The sequence below is a fragment of the Parabacteroides sp. FAFU027 genome (assembly GCF_022808675.1).
Lineage (GTDB): Bacteria > Bacteroidota > Bacteroidia > Bacteroidales > UBA7332 > CAXXIC01.
The window spans coordinates 109,455-128,799 of record NZ_JAKZKV010000010.1 but is presented as its reverse complement, the minus strand read 5'-3'; the positions used below and the strand labels follow the sequence as shown (position 1 = coordinate 128,799).

Here is a 19,345-nt window from a genome sequence, read left to right as displayed (position 1 = left end):
TTTATACCTAAGTTTGCTCCCGATTCATTAACCTATATTTTTCCGAATGGAGATTTTCATTTCACTCATTGCCAAATCGCTCTCCCTGAGCGAAAAACAGGTAAACAATACTATAAAGCTTTTTGATGAAGGCGCCACCATCCCCTTCATCAGCCGTTACCGCAAAGAAGCAACCGGCGGACTGGATGAAATCAAGGTAGCCGATATCAAGGAACAGTATGAAAAGCTCACCGAAACCCAAAAGCGCAAACAGACCATCCTCAGCACCATCGAAGAGCAGGGCAAACTGACCGGTGAGCTGAAGAAACGTATCGAAGAGAGTTGGTCGCTCACCGAACTGGAGGATATCTACCTTCCTTATAAACCCAAACGCCGTACACGCGCCGAAATCGCCCGAGAAAAGGGACTAGAACCTCTGGCCAAAATACTGATGGTTCAACAGGAGAATAACCTCACCCGTCGTGCCCTACAGTTTGTCAATGACCAGGTTGTTAACGAGGAGGAGGCGCTCAAAGGCGCCCGCGACATCATTGCCGAATGGGTCAACGAAAACGAACGTGCCCGCAATTCGGTCCGAAACGTATTTTCCAGAGAGGCCGTAATCTCTACCTCTGTCGTAAAAGGCAAAGAGGAAGAAGGGGTAAAATACCGCGACTACTTCAACTGGAGCGAACCGCTGAAACGCTGTTCGTCACACCGCTTGCTGGCAATCCGTCGCGGAGAGGCGGAAGGTTTTCTCAAGGTATCCATCTCCCCCGAGGACGACCATTGCATCGACCGCCTCAACGGCATTTTTGTAAAAGGAAATAACGAGGCATCACAACAGGTGGAAGAAGCCGTAAAAGATGCTTACAAACGTCTGCTGAAATCTTCCATCGAAACAGAATTCACCAACGAATCGAAAGAAAAAGCCGACGTAGAAGCAATCCGGGTCTTTGCCGAAAACCTTCGCCAGCTGCTTTTGGCAGCACCGCTGGGGCAAAAACGAGTGATGGGTATCGACCCCGGTTACCGCACAGGATGCAAAATCGTCTGCCTTGACGCACAGGGAAATCTGATGCATAACGAAGCCATCTTCCCGCATCCACCACAAAACGAAAAAATACAAGCATCTCGTAAAATCACCCAACTGGTGGAAAGTTATAATATCGAAGCCATCGCTATCGGTAACGGCACCGCCAGCCGGGAAACGGAACAATTTATCACCAATCTTCGTTATGACCGCAAAGTACAGGTCTTCGTGGTAAGCGAAAACGGGGCATCCATCTATTCCGCGTCGAAAGTGGCAAGGGAAGAGTTTCCTCAATTCGATGTCACCGTCCGCGGAGCCGTTTCAATCGGGCGAAGATTGATGGATGCTTTGGCCGAATTAATCAAAATCGACCCGAAAAGCATCGGTGTAGGCCAATACCAGCACGATGTGGACCAGACCATGCTCAAAAAGACACTTGACCAAACCGTAGAAAACTGTGTGAACTTAGTCGGCGTCAATGTAAATACGGCCAGCAAGCATTTGCTGACCTACATCTCGGGATTAGGGCCTCAATTGGCACAAAATATCGTCAATTTCCGCGCTGAAAACGGACCGTTCCACAATCGTCGGGAACTGATGAAAGTCCCCCGCATGGGAGAGAAGGCTTTTGAGCAAAGTGCCGGATTCCTCCGCATTCCTGATTCCGATAATCCGCTGGATAACTCTGCTGTCCACCCTGAAAGCTATGATATAGTGGAGAAGATGGCAAAAACGGTTGGCTGTAACGTTCAGGAACTTATCACTAACAAAGAGCTAAAAAAGCAACTAAAACTGGAAGACTTCACCACCGACAAAGTTGGTCTTCCCACCCTGCTCGACATTATGGAAGAGCTGGATAAACCAGGTCGCGACCCGCGTCGTATTATTAAAGTCTTCGAGTTCGACCCAACGGTTAAAACAATCAACGACCTGCGCGAAGGGATGAAACTTCCAGGCATTGTGACCAATATCACCAACTTCGGCTGCTTCGTTGACATCGGTATTAAAGAAAACGGACTTGTTCACGTGTCACAACTGGCAGATCGTTTTGTTTCTGATCCGACTGAAGTTGTTTCGATTCACCAGCATGTTCAGGTAAAGGTTCTTTCTGTAGATTTCGAGAGAAAACGGGTACAACTGACGATGAAGGAAGGTTGACTTTTAACTTTTTGAATATATCTCAATAGAAAAACAAACCAAAATATTTCCTATTTTTGCAAACATCAACTGACAACAAACTGTTGTCAGTTGTTTTTTAACGACAACATCAGCACATTACAGCATAGATAAAATCATAATATCAAGATAAATGGCTAAAAAAGTATTTGTTTCCGGATGCTACGATATGCTACACAGCGGACACGTGGCATTTTTTATGGAAGCAGCTCAATTGGGCGATCTTTACGTCGGATTAGGCTCTGACAAAACAATCCAGGATCTGAAAGCCCGCAAAACAATCAACTCGGAAGAGGAACGTCTGTTTATGGTCAAAGCCCTTAAAGTGGTAAAAGACGCGTGGATCAATACAGGAAATGGTCTGCTTGACTTCGAAAAAGAGCTCAGAGAGCTGAAACCGGATATTTTCTTCGTCAATGAAGACGGGCACAGCCTGGAAAAAGAAAAAATCTCCAAAGAGCTCGGCATTGAATACGTAATCAGTAAACGCGTTCCTCATGTTGGACTACCTGTTCGTTCCACAACTGCTCTTCGCCAGGAATGTCGTATTCCCTACCGCATTGACCTCGCCGGAGGGTGGCTCGATCAACCTTATGTATCGAAATATGCAGCCGGCCCGGTACTCACTATTTGTATCGAACCGGATTATGAATTCAACGACCGAAGCGGAATGTCCACCAGTTCACGTAAAAAAGCAATCGAACTCTGGCAGACAGATATTCCAGCGGGCGATAAAGTAAAACTAGCAAAAACTCTCTTCTGCTTTGAAAATCCCCCTGGCACACAATATGTGAGCGGATCACAGGATTCCTTAGGCATTGTCTTACCGGGGCTGAATAAACATTGGTACGATAAGGGAAATTATTGGCCTACTAATATTCAATCTATCACTGATAACGATACTTTATCCTGGATTGAGGATCATATTTATATGATTCCGTTATATCCACGCAATTCGAGCTACAATGTATTGGACAACACCCATATCAATGAAGAGGGAGCTGCGCGCCTTGGCAAAGCAGCACAAGATTGCTGGGAAGCCATACAAGCCAAAGACCTTAAAGCATTTGGCAATGCCTTTCGCGAATCATTTGAAGCACAAATATCCATGTTTCCCAATATGATTACGGACGGGGTATGGGAACAGATCGAGAGCTATAAAGATATGGCCTATGGTTGGAAACTCAGCGGCGCAGGTGGAGGCGGTTACCTAATCTTTATTTCTGAGAACCCAATAGAACCGGCCATTAAAATCAGAATCAGAAGGGGCACTATTGAATAGTAGAATCGTATATAAAAGCGTGACTGAAGTCATTTTTCAGTCACGCTTTTTGATTGTTTGTCCACAAGAAAAACAGCAAGTATCTTCAGAAAACAAGTCCTTTCATGCAAGCCCCACACACATACACACTATTTAACACCGCTCTATCTAACTATGCCTCTGCGCATAAGCCTATCTCAAACATATTGAACACAATTTTCATCACATAAAAATTTGTCAGATCAAACAAAAGCACTACTTTTGCACACGTAAACATCGCGGGGTGGAGCAGTTGGTAGCTCGTTGGGCTCATAACCCAAAGGTCGTCAGTTCGAGTCTGGCCTCCGCAACCAAGTAAAGAGTATCTGTTTCAGATACTCTTTTTTTATACCAGAATATCCTTCGGGGTAGCATAATCAGAAAATATTTTGCAAAGGTGTTGCAACTTAAAATAAAAGTATTACCTTTGCACACGTAAACATCGCGGGGTGGAGCAGTTGGTAGCTCGTTGGGCTCATAACCCAAAGGTCGTCAGTTCGAGTCTGGCCTCCGCAACCAAGTAAAGAGTATCTGTTTCAGATACTCTTTTTTTATACCAGAATATCCTTCGGGGTAGCATAATCAGAAAATATTTTGCAAAGGTGTTGCAACTTAAAATAAAAGTATTACCTTTGCACACGTAAACATCGCGGGGTGGAGCAGTTGGTAGCTCGTTGGGCTCATAACCCAAAGGTCGTCAGTTCGAGTCTGGCCTCCGCAACCAAGTAAAGAGTATCTGTTTCAGATACTCTTTTTTTATACCAGAATATCCTTCGGGGTAGCATAATCAGAAAATATTTCGCAAAGGTGTTGCAACTTAAAATAAAAGTATTACCTTTGCACACGTAAACACCGCGGGGTGGAGCAGTTGGTAGCTCGTTGGGCTCATAACCCAAAGGTCGTCAGTTCGAGTCTGGCCTCCGCAACTAAAAAGGACGATTTATTTAAATCGTCCTTTTTCTTTTTACTATCACTATCTTATTCGGTTATCCAATTCTTATCAAAAGGAGTCATTGGCTCTGAGGAGTAATTCAAATCCTCTATCACAGGGATTTTCACCTTATACAATTTACCCGAAACATTGGAAATACTCTTACTTCGTAACCATGGATTAAAATCTTTAATAAGATAATAGGTCGTATTATTGTCTGTGGCAAATTTGTACAAATCATCCACGACTGCATTAACAACAACCTCATTACAGCGAATTGGCTTATAAAGTTGATTAGCTTTTATAGTATAGCCGTATTTTGACGGATGAGACATTAATTCCTTCGCAGCAAGAATCCGAAATACATAACGTGATGTTTCCTCAACAAGCCACAAATCAAGAGATGTATTGGCTTTTTGATTTTCAAGCTCTGTTGTGATACGTCCAGCACCGATATTATATGCAGCCGCCACTGAAGGCCAGTTCTGGAACTTGGCGTACATATCCTTCAGATATTTACAAGCTGCAATGGTTGACAACTCAACGTGCATCCTTTCGTCAATAGTATCATTTACCTCCAGACCATACTGACGTCCTGTTGCCGGCATAAACTGCCACAATCCGGCAGCTTTGGCCGGTGAGATCGCACGCACATTCAGACTACTTTCTATGACGGCCAGATATTTCATATCGTTTGGAATTCCCATCCGTTCCAATATCGGTTCAATCACCGGAAAATATCGGTTAGCTAACTTAATAATACGCAAAGTAGATGACTGCATATAGACCATCGTAGTCAATTCGCGATCAAATCGCTCATACATATCGTAGCGCTTAAGATCAATTGCCTGACCACAAAACTCAATTCTGGGAGAAAAGGCAGGAGCAGGCGAAAGCGGGACAATCTCGACTTTCTCTTTAACCGGTTTAGGGCGACTGGCATCAATATCCGCCGCCATGGTTACGAATGCCGGAAATGCAACACCGGCACAAAAAGTTATTACTTTGTTTATCTTCATATTCCAAATAAAAAAGAGAAGCTTTGATTAAAAAATCAAAGCCTCTGTGTTATCCTAAAAAATATCATTTATTGCTGAATACATTTACAGCACCTTTTTCCTTATACTTATGCCCATCAGATCCTGTAGCTTCTATTACATAAAAATAAGCACCGGTAGAAACATAATTTCCATTCACCTTTCCATTCCATCCTTTTGAAGGATCTGTCCAATAAAACAGCTGAACACCCCATCGGTTAAAGATCCAACCTTTGAAACTAGACAGAGACTTATAAGATACTTTAAACTCATCATTATGCCCATCTCCATTTGGGGAAAATGCATTTGGTATTTTCAGCCCTGACTCAGCAACATCAATGGATTCAGAGTAGGTGACCTCACAGGAGTCTTTAGCATTTACAACAGATAAATTCACCTTATATTTTCCACTATTGAAGGTATAACGAAGTGATTCATCTGAGGAAGCTGTTATTTTATTGTCCAGGGAATCCAGAATAGACCAACTGAAATAGCTAGCTACTGGTTTATTTGCATAAGCTGTAAAAGTAATATCAAACGGAGCTGTACCTGTTGTCGAGTTTGGCTCTTCTCCCCTGATCATATTATTTGATTCATTACGAAGAGGATTATGTTCGTGAAGAACAGTTATTTTAACCCTTTTAGCCAAATAGATATCAGGGCTTTCAGCGGCGCTACCCAATTTCCAATGATATGCAAACTGATCAGCAATACTAAAATTTGTATTCATTAACGGAAGTTCATCATCAAAGAGATATATCCCCCCACCAGTTTTTAAATTATCACCATAAGATAGTATTATAACTGTGTCCATTGGAATGTATGCTTTTGATATAGGATCAAACGTCTTTGATTTATAAGACAACACCCAATTTACATCATAATAGTTAACATTCGAAGATGAAGGAGCATAATATGGTATAGAATATTTTTTATCTAACCCATTAGAGTTTAACACAAGTTGATCACAGGTGCTAGTTGGATTTGAACCTAAATAAATCGATTTATTTAGCTTTAAAGAATCTTGATAACCTTGATAGTCTATCAACCACACCCAATATGTTTTAGCATTATACGAAAGAGAATACCCAGCTTCACTCTCCGTTTTTTTCAACTTGAAATAAGTAGCACCAGGAATTAGCTCAGGAGCTTTTCCTTTGTTATATTTATACCATTGAGGGATTGTATTTGCTGTAGTTGAATCAATAAACATCGTTATATCATCCAAATTATAGCAAACATAAACAAAAGACAAAGAATCAGATGTTTGAATCCTTATGGGCTTATTTGAACTACTTGACGTTACATTAATAGATTCAGCATGCATGGTCAAATAAGAAACCGCCATAGTGAAGAACAATAGTGAAATAAATTTTCTCATTATAAATTGATAATTATGATTTCCTGATTAATGACGTATAAAATCTATCATACTCCATCTCAAAATTAATACTTTTACCGGTTACCTGTTCTATTTTGCTCAAATAATACGCCCACAAGATGATTTAAAGGCACTATTGCAATATTATTTCTAATTTTGCAGGAGTAATTTTCTTACCTAAAGAAATCAGAATTATGCGCACACTAAAATTCCTCCTTTTGAATCTGGCATTATTGCTATCATTAACGCTATCATCACAGGATTTGCCATACAAAAAAGAAACGAAAGAGGGCAAAGAATATTACATTTATCAGGTCGCTTCAGGTGAAGGACTTTACTCTATTTGTAAGAAATTCAATGTTACCCAGGACGAAATCATCAAAAGTAATCCGGATATCGAGAACGGACTAAAATCAGGACAAACACTCCGTATCCCCGTAAAAAAGCCCAATGGCAAGCAAGACGAATCAGGGTTCTTTTATCACACTATCGAACAAGGTGAAACACTGTCATCTATTGCAATTATGTACGGCGTCTCAACGGCATCTATTAAAAAGCTAAATCCTGAATCCGATAAAAATTTCAAGATCGGGTTTACGCTGAAAATTCCTCAGACAGTGAAAGTGGCGGAAGAAACAGGCAAGGAAGATTACAAATATCATACAATCGCTCCTAAGGAAACTCTTTCCTCTTTAGCGAAACAATATGGAATCACGATTCAGAATATTACCGATCTCAATCCCGGATTGACAGCTGAAAATTTCCAGATTGGTAAAGTTATCCGGATTGATATATCTAAAGCGAAGAAAACCGAAGTTGAGAAAAAAGAAACTATTGAAGAAGCATTCTTCGAATATCTTACAAAGAAAAATGAAACTCTATACAGCATCAGCCGTAAATTCAATGTACCTATCGATTCTATACTGGCAATAAATCCGGGATTAGCAGGACGATTCAGAGCCGGGATCACTATCAAAATACCGACTCCGGCCCAGGCAGAAAAACAGCTTCCCGAAAAGGAAGAGGAAGCACAACAAGAAGTTAAACCTACAGAAGAGACACCTATCATTACACCTGCAACTATCGAACCTATCAAAGTTGCGGTACTGTTGCCTTTTATGCTGGATGAAACCGGGGAAGAAGCATCTAAACAGTCCCGTCGTTTCATCGAGTATTACGAAGGGTTGCTGCTTGCTGTGGAAAAGCTGAGAAACCAGGGGGTTTCAATCAATCTTTACGTACACGATACCGGATCTGAAAGCAAATCGATCAATAAAATCCTTCATTCTCCTGAAATGAGCGATGTGCAGATGATTATCGGACCATTTTATAGTGCACACATTACACCGGTGGCAAAATTTGCCAAAGCGAATAACATCTCTCTTGTCATTCCATTCACTTCAAAAAATGAAGATGTGCTGACCAATTCACACATTTTCCAGGTAAATACACCTCATTCTTACCTCTACTCAGAAGCATCTCAGATGTTCTGTAAACAATTCAGAAACGCCAAGGTGATTTTCCTTTCTGAAAAAGACAAAGAGGGAGACAAGACCGAATTCATCAATACGCTGAAAACCGAACTCAAACGTAATGCAATATATTATCAGACTTACACCGTTACCGAACCGGAGGATATTGAAAAGATAACTTCGGTATTATCGGAAAGCGAAGAAAATATAATCGTTCCGACTTCCGGGACATCTAATGCTATTAAGCCTTTTATTCCGGAATTGCAATCTGTAGCCGTTAATAACTCAAGCTACAAAATCTCCTTATTTGGATACCCGGAATGGCAAACCTATGTCAAGGACTATATTGATGCGTTTTACCGCCTGAATACCTACATCTATTCGACCTTCTTTGTAAATCCGACCGAATATAGCTACAAGGAATTCAGCAGCCGATTCCGGAGCTGGTACCAGCGGGACATCATCAACAGTTATCCTAAGTACGGGGTGTTAGGTTATGACAGTGGCTTATATTTCCTCAAAGCACTTTCATCCACCGGTAATAACTTTGATAAAAGTATTGCAGGGAATCGTTACGATGGAATCCAGACCGGATTCTCTTTTGAGCGTGTCAACAACTGGGGCGGACTGATCAATAAGAACGTTTATCTGATCCATTATAAGCGAAATTATGAGATTGAGAAAATCAGTCCGGATAACGTTCACTCTCGCTGATATACTGAAATAAAACACAATGAAGAAGACTATTATTTCCCTTTTCCTTTTAGCAACACTGAGCCTGCAGGCACAAAACTATAAACCTGAAACCTATTTGGGGGTAAATGGAGGTGTTACTCTTTCTCAGGTTAACTTTATTCCGGTCGTAAAACAAAGTATGTTACAGGGACTCGATGGCGGACTTACCTTTCGATATATTTCCGAAAGTCATTTCGGGTTAATCATCGAAAGTAATCTTGCTCAGCGGGGATGGAAAGAAAACTTTACAGACACGACTCTCTCCTATTCACGAACATTGAATTACCTGGAAATTCCATTCCTGACTCACGTTACTTTCGGAAACCATAAATACCGCTTTTTCGTGAATCTGGGCCCCAAGGTAGCATTTCTGCTTTCAGATAAAGAGAAGCGAAACTTTACGAACAAGTTGCTGGAAGAGCATGGAAAGACAATTGATAACCGGCTGGATTATGGATTGGTGGGAGGTGCCGGATTTGAACTCCGTACCGGAGTTGGATGCTTTTTATTGGAAGGCCGTTATTACTATGCATTAAGTGATGTTTTCTCTAATGCAAAAAAGGAATATTTTGACCGTTCGGCAAATAATTCAATATCCGTCAACCTGACTTATCTTATTCCATGGCAAAAGCTCAATTTATCCAAATAAAAAATCGGCGGACTCAATCTGAATCCGCCGATTTCGTTTTTCTACCTTAGTGAAGCTCCTGCTTCAGATATTTCGTGGTAAATGTATCGTATTTGGCACAAATCTCTTCCGGAGTACCAGCACAAAGCAACTCACCGCCTCCACGGCCTCCTTCCGGTCCCATGTCAATGATATAGTCGGCGCATTTGATGACATCAATGTTGTGCTCGATGATAATCATCGTATTGCCTTTATCCACCAGACGATTGATTACGCCCATCAGCACGTTGATGTCTTCGAAGTGAAGCCCGGTAGTCGGTTCATCGAGAATGTAGAGTGTTTTTCCTGTATCTCGTTTAGCTAATTCGGTAGCCAGTTTTACGCGCTGGCTTTCACCTCCGGATAAAGTGGTGGAAGGTTGTCCAAGTCGAATGTAACCCAGCCCCACATCCTGAAGCACTTTTACCTTTTGCAAAATGGACGGGATGTTTTCAAAGAAATCCACCGCCGCATCAATGGTCATATCCAGCACATCGGCAATGGATTTTCCCTTGAAGCGAACTTCAAGCGTTTCGCGGTTGTAACGCTTGCCGTGGCAATCCTCGCAAGGGACAAGCACATCCGGCAGGAAGTTCATCTCGATGGTTTTGTAACCGTTTCCGCTACAGGTTTCGCAACGGCCACCGGCTACGTTAAAGGAAAAACGGCCCGGCTTGTAACCGCGTATTTTTGCTTCCGGCATTCCGACAAAGAGATTACGAATATCGGAAAATACTCCCGTATAGGTCGCCGGATTGGAACGCGGCGTTCTTCCCAGCGGACTTTGGTCAACGGTTACGATTTTATCAATGTGTTCGATGCCCTCGATAGTTTCGTATTCGAGAGGATCTTGGAGCGAACGGTAGAACTTCTGACTGATGATCGGTTGTAGTGTCCCGTTGATCAGACTGGACTTGCCGCTACCGGAAACTCCCGCCACACATATCAATTTACCCAAAGGAAATTCCACATCTACGTTTTTGAGATTGTGTCCTTTTGCCCCTTTCAAAAGAATGGACTTGCCATTGCCTGCACGACGTTCTTTCGGCACGGCAATTTCCATTTCACCATTGAGATAGGCCGAGGTGAGCGTATGTTGCTTCAGCATCTCCTGTGGAGTTCCGGAAAAGACGACCTCCCCTCCCAGCCTTCCGGCTTTCGGCCCCATGTCGATGACATAATCGGCACTGAGCATCATATCCTTGTCGTGCTCCACAACTACCACGCTGTTGCCGGTATCTCGGAGTTGCTTGAGCGAATGAATCAGACGGTCATTATCGCGCTGGTGAAGTCCGATACTCGGCTCATCGAGAATGTAAAGCACATTTACGAGTTGCGAACCGATTTGTGTAGCCAGACGAATGCGCTGGCTCTCTCCACCCGAAAGCGATTGCGAGGAACGGTTGAGCGAAAGGTAATTCAAGCCCACATCGAGCAAAAAGCTCAGGCGGGAACGGATTTCCTTCAGAATCTCGATAGCAATGAGCCGTTGTTTGTCATTCAGCTGGTCTTCGACGTTAGCAAGCCACAGATTAAGCTCCGAAATATCCATCTCAGCCAGTTCCGAAATATTTTTATTGGCTATACGATAATGCATCGCCTCTTGATTGAGCCGGTAACCTTTACATTCGGGACAGGTGGAGACTTTGACAAACTGGTTAGCCCACTTTTGTCCCGTGGCCGAAGCGCTGCTCTCCTGCTGCATCTCGATGTATTTCACCACTCCGTCATAACTGAGGAACAAGTTGGAATTTACTCCTAACACATGATTTTTAATCGAAAGACGCTCGTCGGTTCCGTAGAGGATTTCCTCCAACGCCTCGTCGGGAATATCCTTAATCGGAGTTTTTAGTGCAAAGCCGTACTTTTCGGCAATGGCTTCGATTTGCCAGAATATCGTGGTCTGACGGTAGCTGCCAAGCGGCACAATTCCACCGTTGTGAATGCTTTTATCGGGATTCGGAATGATTTTTTCCTGATCGATTTGATTGATAATGCCCAATCCCTTACACTTTGGACAAGCTCCCTGCGGGGAATTGAATGAGAAGTTGTGCGGTGCCGGTTCGCCATACGAAAGTCCGGTCGAAGGACACATCAGCTGGCGGCTGTAGTGGCGAAGATCACCCGTGTCGGGCATCAACACCATCATCAGTCCTTCGCCCTGTTTCATCGCGGTGCGAACGCTCTGTTTGAGACGTTGCTCGTCTTTGTTCGACACCAGAAGCTTATCGATCAGCAATTCGATGCTGTGGTTTTTATAACGGTCGAGCTTGAGTCCGGGCAGGATTTCGCGGATTTCACCGTCAATACGAACGTTGAGATAGCCTTTCTTGCGCAGGTTTTCGAAGAGTTCCTTGTAATGTCCTTTGCGGTTACGTACCAATGGTGTGAGGATGTAAATCTTCTTGCCGATGTAGCGCTCCAGGATCAGTTCGAGGATTTGCTCTTCGGTGTATTTCACCATCTTCTCGCCGGTATTGTATGAATAGGCCTCACCGGCGCGGGCAAAAAGCAGACGGAGAAAGTCGTAAATCTCGGTAGTCGTTCCCACGGTTGAGCGAGGGGAATTGTTGGTGGTCTTTTGCTCGATGGAGATCACCGGGCAGAGGCCGGAGATTTTATCCACATCCGGTCGCTCCAGATTACCGAGGAAATTACGCGCATACGACGAGAAGGTCTCGATGTAGCGGCGCTGCCCTTCGGCAAAGATGGTATCGAATGCCAGCGACGATTTACCGCTGCCGCTCAACCCGGTAATGATGGTAAAGCTGTTGTGCGGAATCGTCACATCTATATTTTTGAGGTTGTGGACGCGGGCGCCCAATACCTCGATCACTTCTTGCTCGTTCATAGCGTTGTTTTTTCAGAAACGCAAATTTACGCCTTTTCGGGCAGGTAAAAAATCAATGCCTTGGGATGTTGCGGATTATTAACAGGGGAAATCGGGTTATTCTAACATCAGACAGGTTTTGAAAACCTGTCTGGTATAGCACACCCACCTTTATTCAAATTTTACCACTTCGTAGGATTTTTCATCAAATGCAATCAGGGAATTAGAAAGATTCTTTTACATTTGCAGTTAAGGAATATCGGAATCACTTGTATAGACATAATATCGACTGTTGGAATAACAAAAATCAGAATCCGCCAATGAAAATATTATTCATCCCCACCCTATTGATTATACTAACAACTGCATGTAACCATAAAAAAGCAGATTTACCAAAGGCTGATGTTCGTCCACCATTCGATACATTAATGATTAACGGCAAGGTTTACGCACTGGATTCCATCAGCGAAAACTATTATAATTCGGTTCATTACAAATACCCATCGGATCAAGACACAATTCCGCTCGATACAAACCGAATAAAACAGACTAAAGAGGGTATCAAAATTCATTTACAAAACAATCAAATCATATTTTTGAAAAATGATTCGACAGAGCAACATTCACCTTTCTATCATGAATATATAAAAACTCTTAGTCATATTCCATATGTCCATGTAAATGCACAATATTCAGAGTACTCTTATGAGTTATTTATAAATCTAAAGAATGGGACGAAAATGGAATTATGGGAACCGCCTTTATTTTCTCCAAGTAAAAAATACTTTGTCTGTGCTTCATCCGACTTAATTGCTTGTTTTGAAGAAAATGGAATCCAACTCTACAAAGAAAAAAATGGAGGTTTTGATAAAGTATTTGAAAAAGAAATCTTAGATTGGGGGCCGGATGAAGTAAAATGGGAAAATGATTCTTGTCTTGTCATCAAACGAGCAAAAGTCGATAAAACTGAGAATTTGCAGTTTGATTATGTGAGATTGAGGTTAAAGATCTGACAAACTGGGATAGATTTGAGGAATTTTCCCGTAAATTTTGCCCCTGGGAAATTCCGAAGTCAAAATAAACCGTCAATTTCCACTCTGGCTGGATTCCGGGTCTCAAAAAACAGTTTTTTTTGAGGCTGGCGCGCGCCAGAGGCAAAAAAAACTCTTTTTTCCGACTTTGGAATTTCCCGGACACGAAAAAAAACGTTTGGGGAGACAACTGAATCAGCCAGGCACGAAAAAAACGAAAAATTCCGACATCCGGATTTGCCAGAGATAAATTTTACTGTTTCGATTTAGCCTAAACCCGTCCCAAGAGGATGATAATGATTGAAATTCTCATTTTTGTTTAACTGATAAAGAAAAAAACTATGATTGAGACATTTAATTATTCATTGTTGCCCAACGACGAATTATACACGTTGACGCAACGGGTTATGACTGCCTGCAACGGATTAAATCTGACAGATGCTTCGCCGGTGAAGCCTTTGATCAATGTAGCAGGACAGGCTTTTGAGAAATTCGACCTTGCTTTTAAGCGGGAAAGTAAAAACAGTGCCACCCCGATTCTTCGGAATCTGGATGAAATCCGGGACGAAGGTTTTCTGGCATTCCGATTCTGTACGGAGGCCTGGAGCCACCGAGCCAACGTTGAAAAACGGGAAGCTGCCCTGAAGATTCTATCCGTGATCCGACGCTATGACTGGAGTGCACACGCGTTGGGCGACAAAGCCGAAACAGCGGCTTTGGCTAATCTGATGAATGATCTCCGCAACAATTATGCTGCCGAAATGACGCTTCTGAATCTTTCGGAATGGTTCGGGGAGATGGAGGCTGCTCAGGTGGCGTATGAAAAGGGAGTTGCCGAAAGCGCTGCCAACGCGCCAACCGACTTGCCAACTCTGACGATTACCCGACCAGATCTGATCAAGGCATTGAAGAATCTCTTCTCTCTGATCTCCCTGCTCGAACCTTCGATGCCGGAATTCACACCTCTTATCGCCACCATCAACAATCTCATCACCCAATCCCTCTCTTCCGCCAAGGCCGCCGCTACCCGTGCTGCCAACCAGAAAGCGGAGGAGGCGAAAAAGAGTGAGGGGCAGTAAATTTATAATCCATTCAGAGGGTGACTTCGGGTCACCCTCTGAATAAAAGCATTCAAACCATGTCAAGAAGCATTCATATCACAATAAAGAATTTTAGAGGGTTAACAAAAAAAGAAATGGACGAACAAATGATCGACCCTAATTCAGATTTAGCCACTTGGGGCCAAAAACTGGGAATAAAAAAATCGGTTATAAAAGCCAGAAAACAAAAAAGACAATTATAATCCTATGCGCTACAAAGAAACTCAGGAAATCAAGTACGTCTGGCTTTGGATCGGACTGCTCGTCGCTTTCCTATTCGTTTTTATTGTCCTTATAGAGTTGGCTACAACTAAGGCATTACGTCCGGAAACCATCGCAATATTCTCATCCCTCTCCGCGCTGATGACCCTCTTCTTCAAAACCATGAAGCTGACGACCATCATTGACGAATTCAACATCTCGTACAAACTCTTTCCGTTTCATCTGACTTTCCGCAAAATCCCGTGGATGCTGATTGAGCGTTGCGAAGTCCGCACCTACAACCCAATGGGTGAATACAGCGGCTGGGGACTCAAATACGGACGCAAAAGCGGCAAGGCCATCAACCTCTCCGGCAACAAAGGTCTGCAACTCTATCTCAAAACGGGAAAGAAAATCCTTATCGGCACGCAACAGCCGGAAAGACTGGAGCAATATCTGAAGATGATGGGGAAAGTTTGAATAAAAAATTGACATTTCATTCAACGATAAATCTCAGGCAACTGTCTGTTATCTTTCAGATTAAAAAACCATTGGAAACTAATCTCATCAATTCATAGAACTAAGAGACTCAACTTCCCGTTCCTTTTTGGAATAATTGTATTAATTTTGACGTGGAAAAATTACCACAATAGATTATTTTCATCAAAACACAATTAGATCAGTAGTTTTACCGTTCTAATATCTCAAAAGTTTATAATAGTTCCTATGAAGAAAATCGTATGTTTACTCTTTGCTCTGATTTGTTTTAATGTCATACAAGCGCAATCCTTAGATCTTTTAAAGAATTTGAACACCGACGATTTGAGTGAGCAACAGGTTCAGGATATTGTCTCTAAAATGCAATCGGAAGGTGTCTCTATGAATCAACTGGACCAATATGCCACTGCTAAAGGTGCATCCAAAGAAGAGATCGCCAAACTCAAAAAAAGAATCGTCAAATACAATGACAAATTAGGCGGAGCAAAAAAACGAATTTCTACATCTGACGAAAACCAAATGCCGGAAGAATTCCGGTTCGATCCTGAAAAAGCAAAATATTACGAAGCTTATTTAGCAAAACAGGATTCCATCAAAGCTGCTAAACCCAAAATCTTCGGAGCCTCTATCTTCAAAGACGTTAATCTATCATTTGAGCCCAACCTGAGATTAGCGACTCCTCAAAACTACATATTAGGTCCTGATGACGAATTACTCATTGATGTCTATGGGGTATCGGAAGTCAGTCATAAAGTAAATGTCAGCCCGGAAGGAAATATCAGAATCCCCAATGTCGGTGTAATCTCTGTTGGAGGATTAACTATTGAAGAGGCTAAGAAAATAATTAAATCACGACTTGCCAGAGTTTATGGAGGAATTTCTGCAGGAAATACATTTGTTAGTATCGCATTAGGAGATATCCGCAGTATCACGGTAAATGTTATTGGTGAAATTGTTTATCCCGGCTCATATACAATACCATCATTAGCTACTGTATTCAATGCTCTTTATCAGTCGGGCGGTCCCAAGGAAAGTGGGTCATTCCGTGACATCCAGGTGATTCGTAACAGTAAAGTGATTGCAACCATTGACTTATATGATTTCCTGGTTTACGGCAAACAAAGTAATCTTCGCCTTCATGATCAGGACGCTATCAAAGTACTCCCTTATCGCAATCGTGTAACAATCACCGGTGAGGTTAAAAATCCGGCTATTTTTGAAATGAAACCCGGAGAAACGCTCAAAGAACTTATCGAATTTGCCGGTGGATTTACAGAAAAAGCTTACCGCGAACGCATTACAGCTAACAGAAACACATTGAAAGAAAAGTCTGTTATTGATATCGCTTATGATGAATTCAAGATATTTAAAACCGAACCCGGAGATGAATACAAGGTAGGTGAGATTTTGAATCGTTACACCAACCGTGTTCAAATAGCCGGAGCTGTTTATCGTCCGGGAGCCTATGCTCTTACCAAAGACATGAATCTTAGAACTCTGCTTGAAAAGGCTGACGGACTGAAAGAAGATGCATTCGTAAATAGTGCCACCATCTTCAGAAAGAATGCAACCGGACTACCCGAAATGACCACTTTCTGTCCTAAAGATATATTAGAAGGAAAAAGTACAATTCTTCTACAAAGAGAAGATAGTATATTCATCTCTTCTGTTCTTGATCTGAAAGAAAAAGAGTTTGTTTATATTTCAGGGGAAGTGATGAACCCTGGAAGATTTCCTTTTGCTGAAGGTATGAGCCTAAAGGATATTATCCTGATGTCAAATGGATTTAAGAATACGGCTAACGTAGGTGAAATTGAAATATATCGCCAAATTACGGATGAAAATATTCTGAATAAAAATATCAACAAAGCGGAATCATTTAAAATCCGGATGGACAAAAACCTGTCACTTGAGCAGACTGCTTCTTTCAAATTAAAAAGAGAAGACCGCGTCATGATTCGTCCAATTTTTGGATTTGAGAATATGAAAGATGTTAAGATCGAGGGTGAAGTCAGATCTGCAGGTAGTTATGTAATAACCTCAAAGAACCAGCGAATTTCAGATCTGATTAAATTAGCCGGAGGTTTAACAAACTACGCTTACCCAGAAGGCGCTTTCTTAATTCGCAAGTTAGAGAGTAATGAATCCCAGAAGAAATTACTGGAAGACATCTCCGGTAGTATATCTTCAAAAGTGATAAAAAAAGGAAATGAAATTGACAGCCTAAGAGTTAAGAAAGAAATTCTCAATGAAACTCAAACCGTTGCGATTAACCTTGAAAAGATATTGAAAAAACCGGGTTCGGACTACGATCTTAAACTTGAAGCCGGTGATGTATTATCTATTCCTAAATCCCTTGAAACAGTCACAATAAACGGAGAAGTGCTGCGTCCAAATACCGTTCGTTATCAAAAAGGAAAATCTTTTGGCTTTTATGTCAACAATGCAGGTGGGTATAGTACAAATGCTAAAACGAGTAAATCTTACATTATACATGCCAATGGTTCAGTAGAGGTTACGACCTGCTTTTTAGGACTTAAATTTTACCCGAAAGTAAAACCGGGATCACGCATTATTGTACCAGAGAAACCAGTTAGAAAATCAATGACTACTGCAGAGACAGTTGCTATTTCAACAAGTTTGGTTTCTGTATTAGCTATATTATTAAGCGTAATAAAATCGTTTTAAACGCCTCTAAAAGATTAATACAAAAGAGATACTGGAATATATGGAAGAAAATATTATAAACGAAGACGGCGAAATATCCATTAAGGATTTAATCAAACACTTTAAAGACGTAAAAAGGTTGATTCGAAAGAAATCAATCACAATTTCAATAATAATAGCGCTGTCTGCAGCAATTGGACTTACAATCTCTTTAACCACTAAGCCCAAATACACAGCTTCTCTCTCTTTTGCAGTTGAAGATGATGAAAAAGCAAGTGGAATATCAAATCTGGCCAGTCAGTTTGGATTCTCATTAGGAGGTTCTTCAAGTGGAGCCTTTGGAGGAGATAATCTTTTTGAACTATTTACCTCTCATTACCTCATTGAAAAAACACTTTTATCTCCAATTACGATTGACAACCAAAAAACCAATCTTCTCAATCTATATATTAAGACGTATGAGTTGGATGAAAAATGGAAAAAAAGCAAATTCAAAGAGATAAGAGAATTAAACTTTCCAATTGATCAAAAACAGGAAACGTTTAGCAGACCTCAGGATAGCATTATCAAATTAATCTACGGACAGATCTTAAAAAAGCCATTGCTAACTGTTAGTAGAAGAAGTAAAAAGCTAAGCATCGGAGATATTTCTTTTGTTTCTGAGAATGAAGCTTTATCAAAATATTTCGTAGAGAACTTAACTCAAGTAACAACACAATTTTACGTTGATACAAAAACAAAAATTACCCGTCAAAACTACGAAACGTTAAAGCACCAAACTGATTCTATCAAAGCTGAACTTGACAGAGCCGTTTCTCAACGAGCATTTATGGCAGACAATCTACTTAATGCAGTTAAGCCTTCTGCAGGCATAGGTCTTGCAAAAAAACAAACAGATATACAGGTTTCCGCTAATGCTTATATTGAAATGAAGAAAAACCTGGAAATGCTAAAAATCAGCTTAGGAAGAGAAACCCCTCTCATACAAATAATTGATGCCCCTATTTTCCCATTAGAAAAAATACGAATTGGTAAAATAAAAGGCACTGCAATAGGGTTTACAGTTGGGTGTTTCATCTCATTTATATATATAATAGGACTCTTAATAATAGAAAAGTTACGTAGTCAAATAGTATAAGCTATTCTGCTACAAATAAGCTACCCTATAAGTCGCCTTCTTTCTATATTGTTTTAGAATGAATCGATTTATAGGGTAGCTTTTATTCAAACTTTTAATAAAACAGCAATGTTGTATCTTATAAACCGACTATCCCTTTGCAGCATATTATAACTTAGCAAACATACTC

The 19,345-nt window shown here is 41.4% G+C and carries 13 protein-coding genes and 4 tRNA genes; 14 read left to right on the top strand and 3 right to left on the bottom strand.

From position 1 onward, the window contains the following. Positions 1-46: 46 nt before the first annotated feature. The 6 genes from MLE17_RS14765 to MLE17_RS14740 all read left to right on the top strand — a co-directional run bounded on the left by MLE17_RS14765 (position 47) and on the right by MLE17_RS14740 (position 4,414). The gene (locus MLE17_RS14765) at positions 47-2,170 is read left to right on the top strand and encodes a Tex family protein (RefSeq protein WP_243349482.1); all 2,124 of its coding nucleotides are present in this window, start codon (positions 47-49) and stop codon (positions 2,168-2,170) included. 151 nt (positions 2,171-2,321) lie between these two features. Then, entirely contained in the window at positions 2,322-3,470 is a 1,149-nt protein-coding gene (locus MLE17_RS14760; RefSeq protein ID WP_243349481.1) for an adenylyltransferase/cytidyltransferase family protein, read from the top strand. Positions 3,471-3,726: 256 nt separating this feature from the next. After that, positions 3,727-3,802: transfer RNA gene (locus tag MLE17_RS14755), tRNA-Met, on the top strand. Positions 3,803-3,931: 129 nt separating this feature from the next. Then, a tRNA-Met gene (locus tag MLE17_RS14750) sits at positions 3,932-4,007 on the top strand. Between the two features lie 129 nt (positions 4,008-4,136). Further along, positions 4,137-4,212, top strand: a tRNA-Met gene (locus MLE17_RS14745). A gap of 129 nt (positions 4,213-4,341) precedes the next feature. Then, positions 4,342-4,414 (top strand) — tRNA-Met (locus tag MLE17_RS14740). Positions 4,415-4,466: 52 nt separating this feature from the next. On the opposite strand, the gene MLE17_RS14735 is transcribed toward MLE17_RS14740, so the two are convergent. Then, entirely contained in the window at positions 4,467-5,438 is a 972-nt protein-coding gene (locus MLE17_RS14735; RefSeq protein WP_243349480.1) for a lytic transglycosylase domain-containing protein, read from the bottom strand. A gap of 64 nt (positions 5,439-5,502) precedes the next feature. Further along, positions 5,503-6,837 carry a gliding motility-associated C-terminal domain-containing protein gene (locus MLE17_RS14730; RefSeq protein WP_243349479.1) on the bottom strand — a complete coding sequence of 445 codons (1,335 nt, stop codon included), beginning with the start codon at positions 6,835-6,837 and terminating at the stop codon, positions 5,503-5,505. Positions 6,838-7,031: 194 nt separating this feature from the next. Between MLE17_RS14730 and MLE17_RS14725 the strand changes: the two genes are divergently transcribed. Both MLE17_RS14725 and MLE17_RS14720 read left to right on the top strand, forming a co-directional pair. Beyond that, positions 7,032-9,023, top strand: coding sequence for a LysM peptidoglycan-binding domain-containing protein (locus MLE17_RS14725; RefSeq protein ID WP_243349478.1), 1,992 nt, complete (start codon positions 7,032-7,034; stop codon positions 9,021-9,023). Between the two features lie 19 nt (positions 9,024-9,042). Next, positions 9,043-9,693 carry a porin family protein gene (locus MLE17_RS14720; protein ID WP_243349477.1) on the top strand — a complete coding sequence of 217 codons (651 nt, stop codon included), beginning with the start codon at positions 9,043-9,045 and terminating at the stop codon, positions 9,691-9,693. A 46-nt stretch (positions 9,694-9,739) separates the two neighbouring features. Here MLE17_RS14720 and uvrA read toward each other — a convergent pair whose 3' ends face one another. Further along, entirely contained in the window at positions 9,740-12,562 is a 2,823-nt protein-coding gene (uvrA, locus tag MLE17_RS14715; RefSeq protein ID WP_243349476.1) for an excinuclease ABC subunit UvrA, read from the bottom strand. 299 nt (positions 12,563-12,861) lie between these two features. Between uvrA and MLE17_RS14710 the strand changes: the two genes are divergently transcribed. The 6 genes from MLE17_RS14710 to MLE17_RS14685 all read left to right on the top strand — a co-directional run bounded on the left by MLE17_RS14710 (position 12,862) and on the right by MLE17_RS14685 (position 19,176). After that, positions 12,862-13,554 (top strand): hypothetical protein, encoded by a 693-nt coding sequence (locus MLE17_RS14710; RefSeq protein WP_243349475.1) that lies wholly within the window; start codon positions 12,862-12,864, stop codon positions 13,552-13,554. Between the two features lie 359 nt (positions 13,555-13,913). Continuing rightward, positions 13,914-14,651: a DUF6261 family protein gene (locus MLE17_RS14705; protein ID WP_243349474.1), complete on the top strand. Its 738-nt coding sequence runs from the start codon at positions 13,914-13,916 to the stop codon at positions 14,649-14,651. Between the two features lie 59 nt (positions 14,652-14,710). Then, positions 14,711-14,875, top strand: coding sequence for a hypothetical protein (locus tag MLE17_RS14700; RefSeq protein ID WP_243349473.1), 165 nt, complete (start codon positions 14,711-14,713; stop codon positions 14,873-14,875). Between the two features lie 4 nt (positions 14,876-14,879). Then, complete coding sequence (locus MLE17_RS14695) at positions 14,880-15,353, top strand: DUF6141 family protein (RefSeq protein ID WP_243349472.1); 474 nt, start codon at positions 14,880-14,882, stop codon at positions 15,351-15,353. A 246-nt stretch (positions 15,354-15,599) separates the two neighbouring features. Further along, positions 15,600-18,059, top strand: coding sequence for an SLBB domain-containing protein (locus MLE17_RS14690; RefSeq protein WP_243349471.1), 2,460 nt, complete (start codon positions 15,600-15,602; stop codon positions 18,057-18,059). A 40-nt stretch (positions 18,060-18,099) separates the two neighbouring features. Continuing rightward, positions 18,100-19,176 carry a Wzz/FepE/Etk N-terminal domain-containing protein gene (locus MLE17_RS14685; protein ID WP_243349470.1) on the top strand — a complete coding sequence of 359 codons (1,077 nt, stop codon included), beginning with the start codon at positions 18,100-18,102 and terminating at the stop codon, positions 19,174-19,176. Positions 19,177-19,345: the final 169 nt, after the last annotated feature.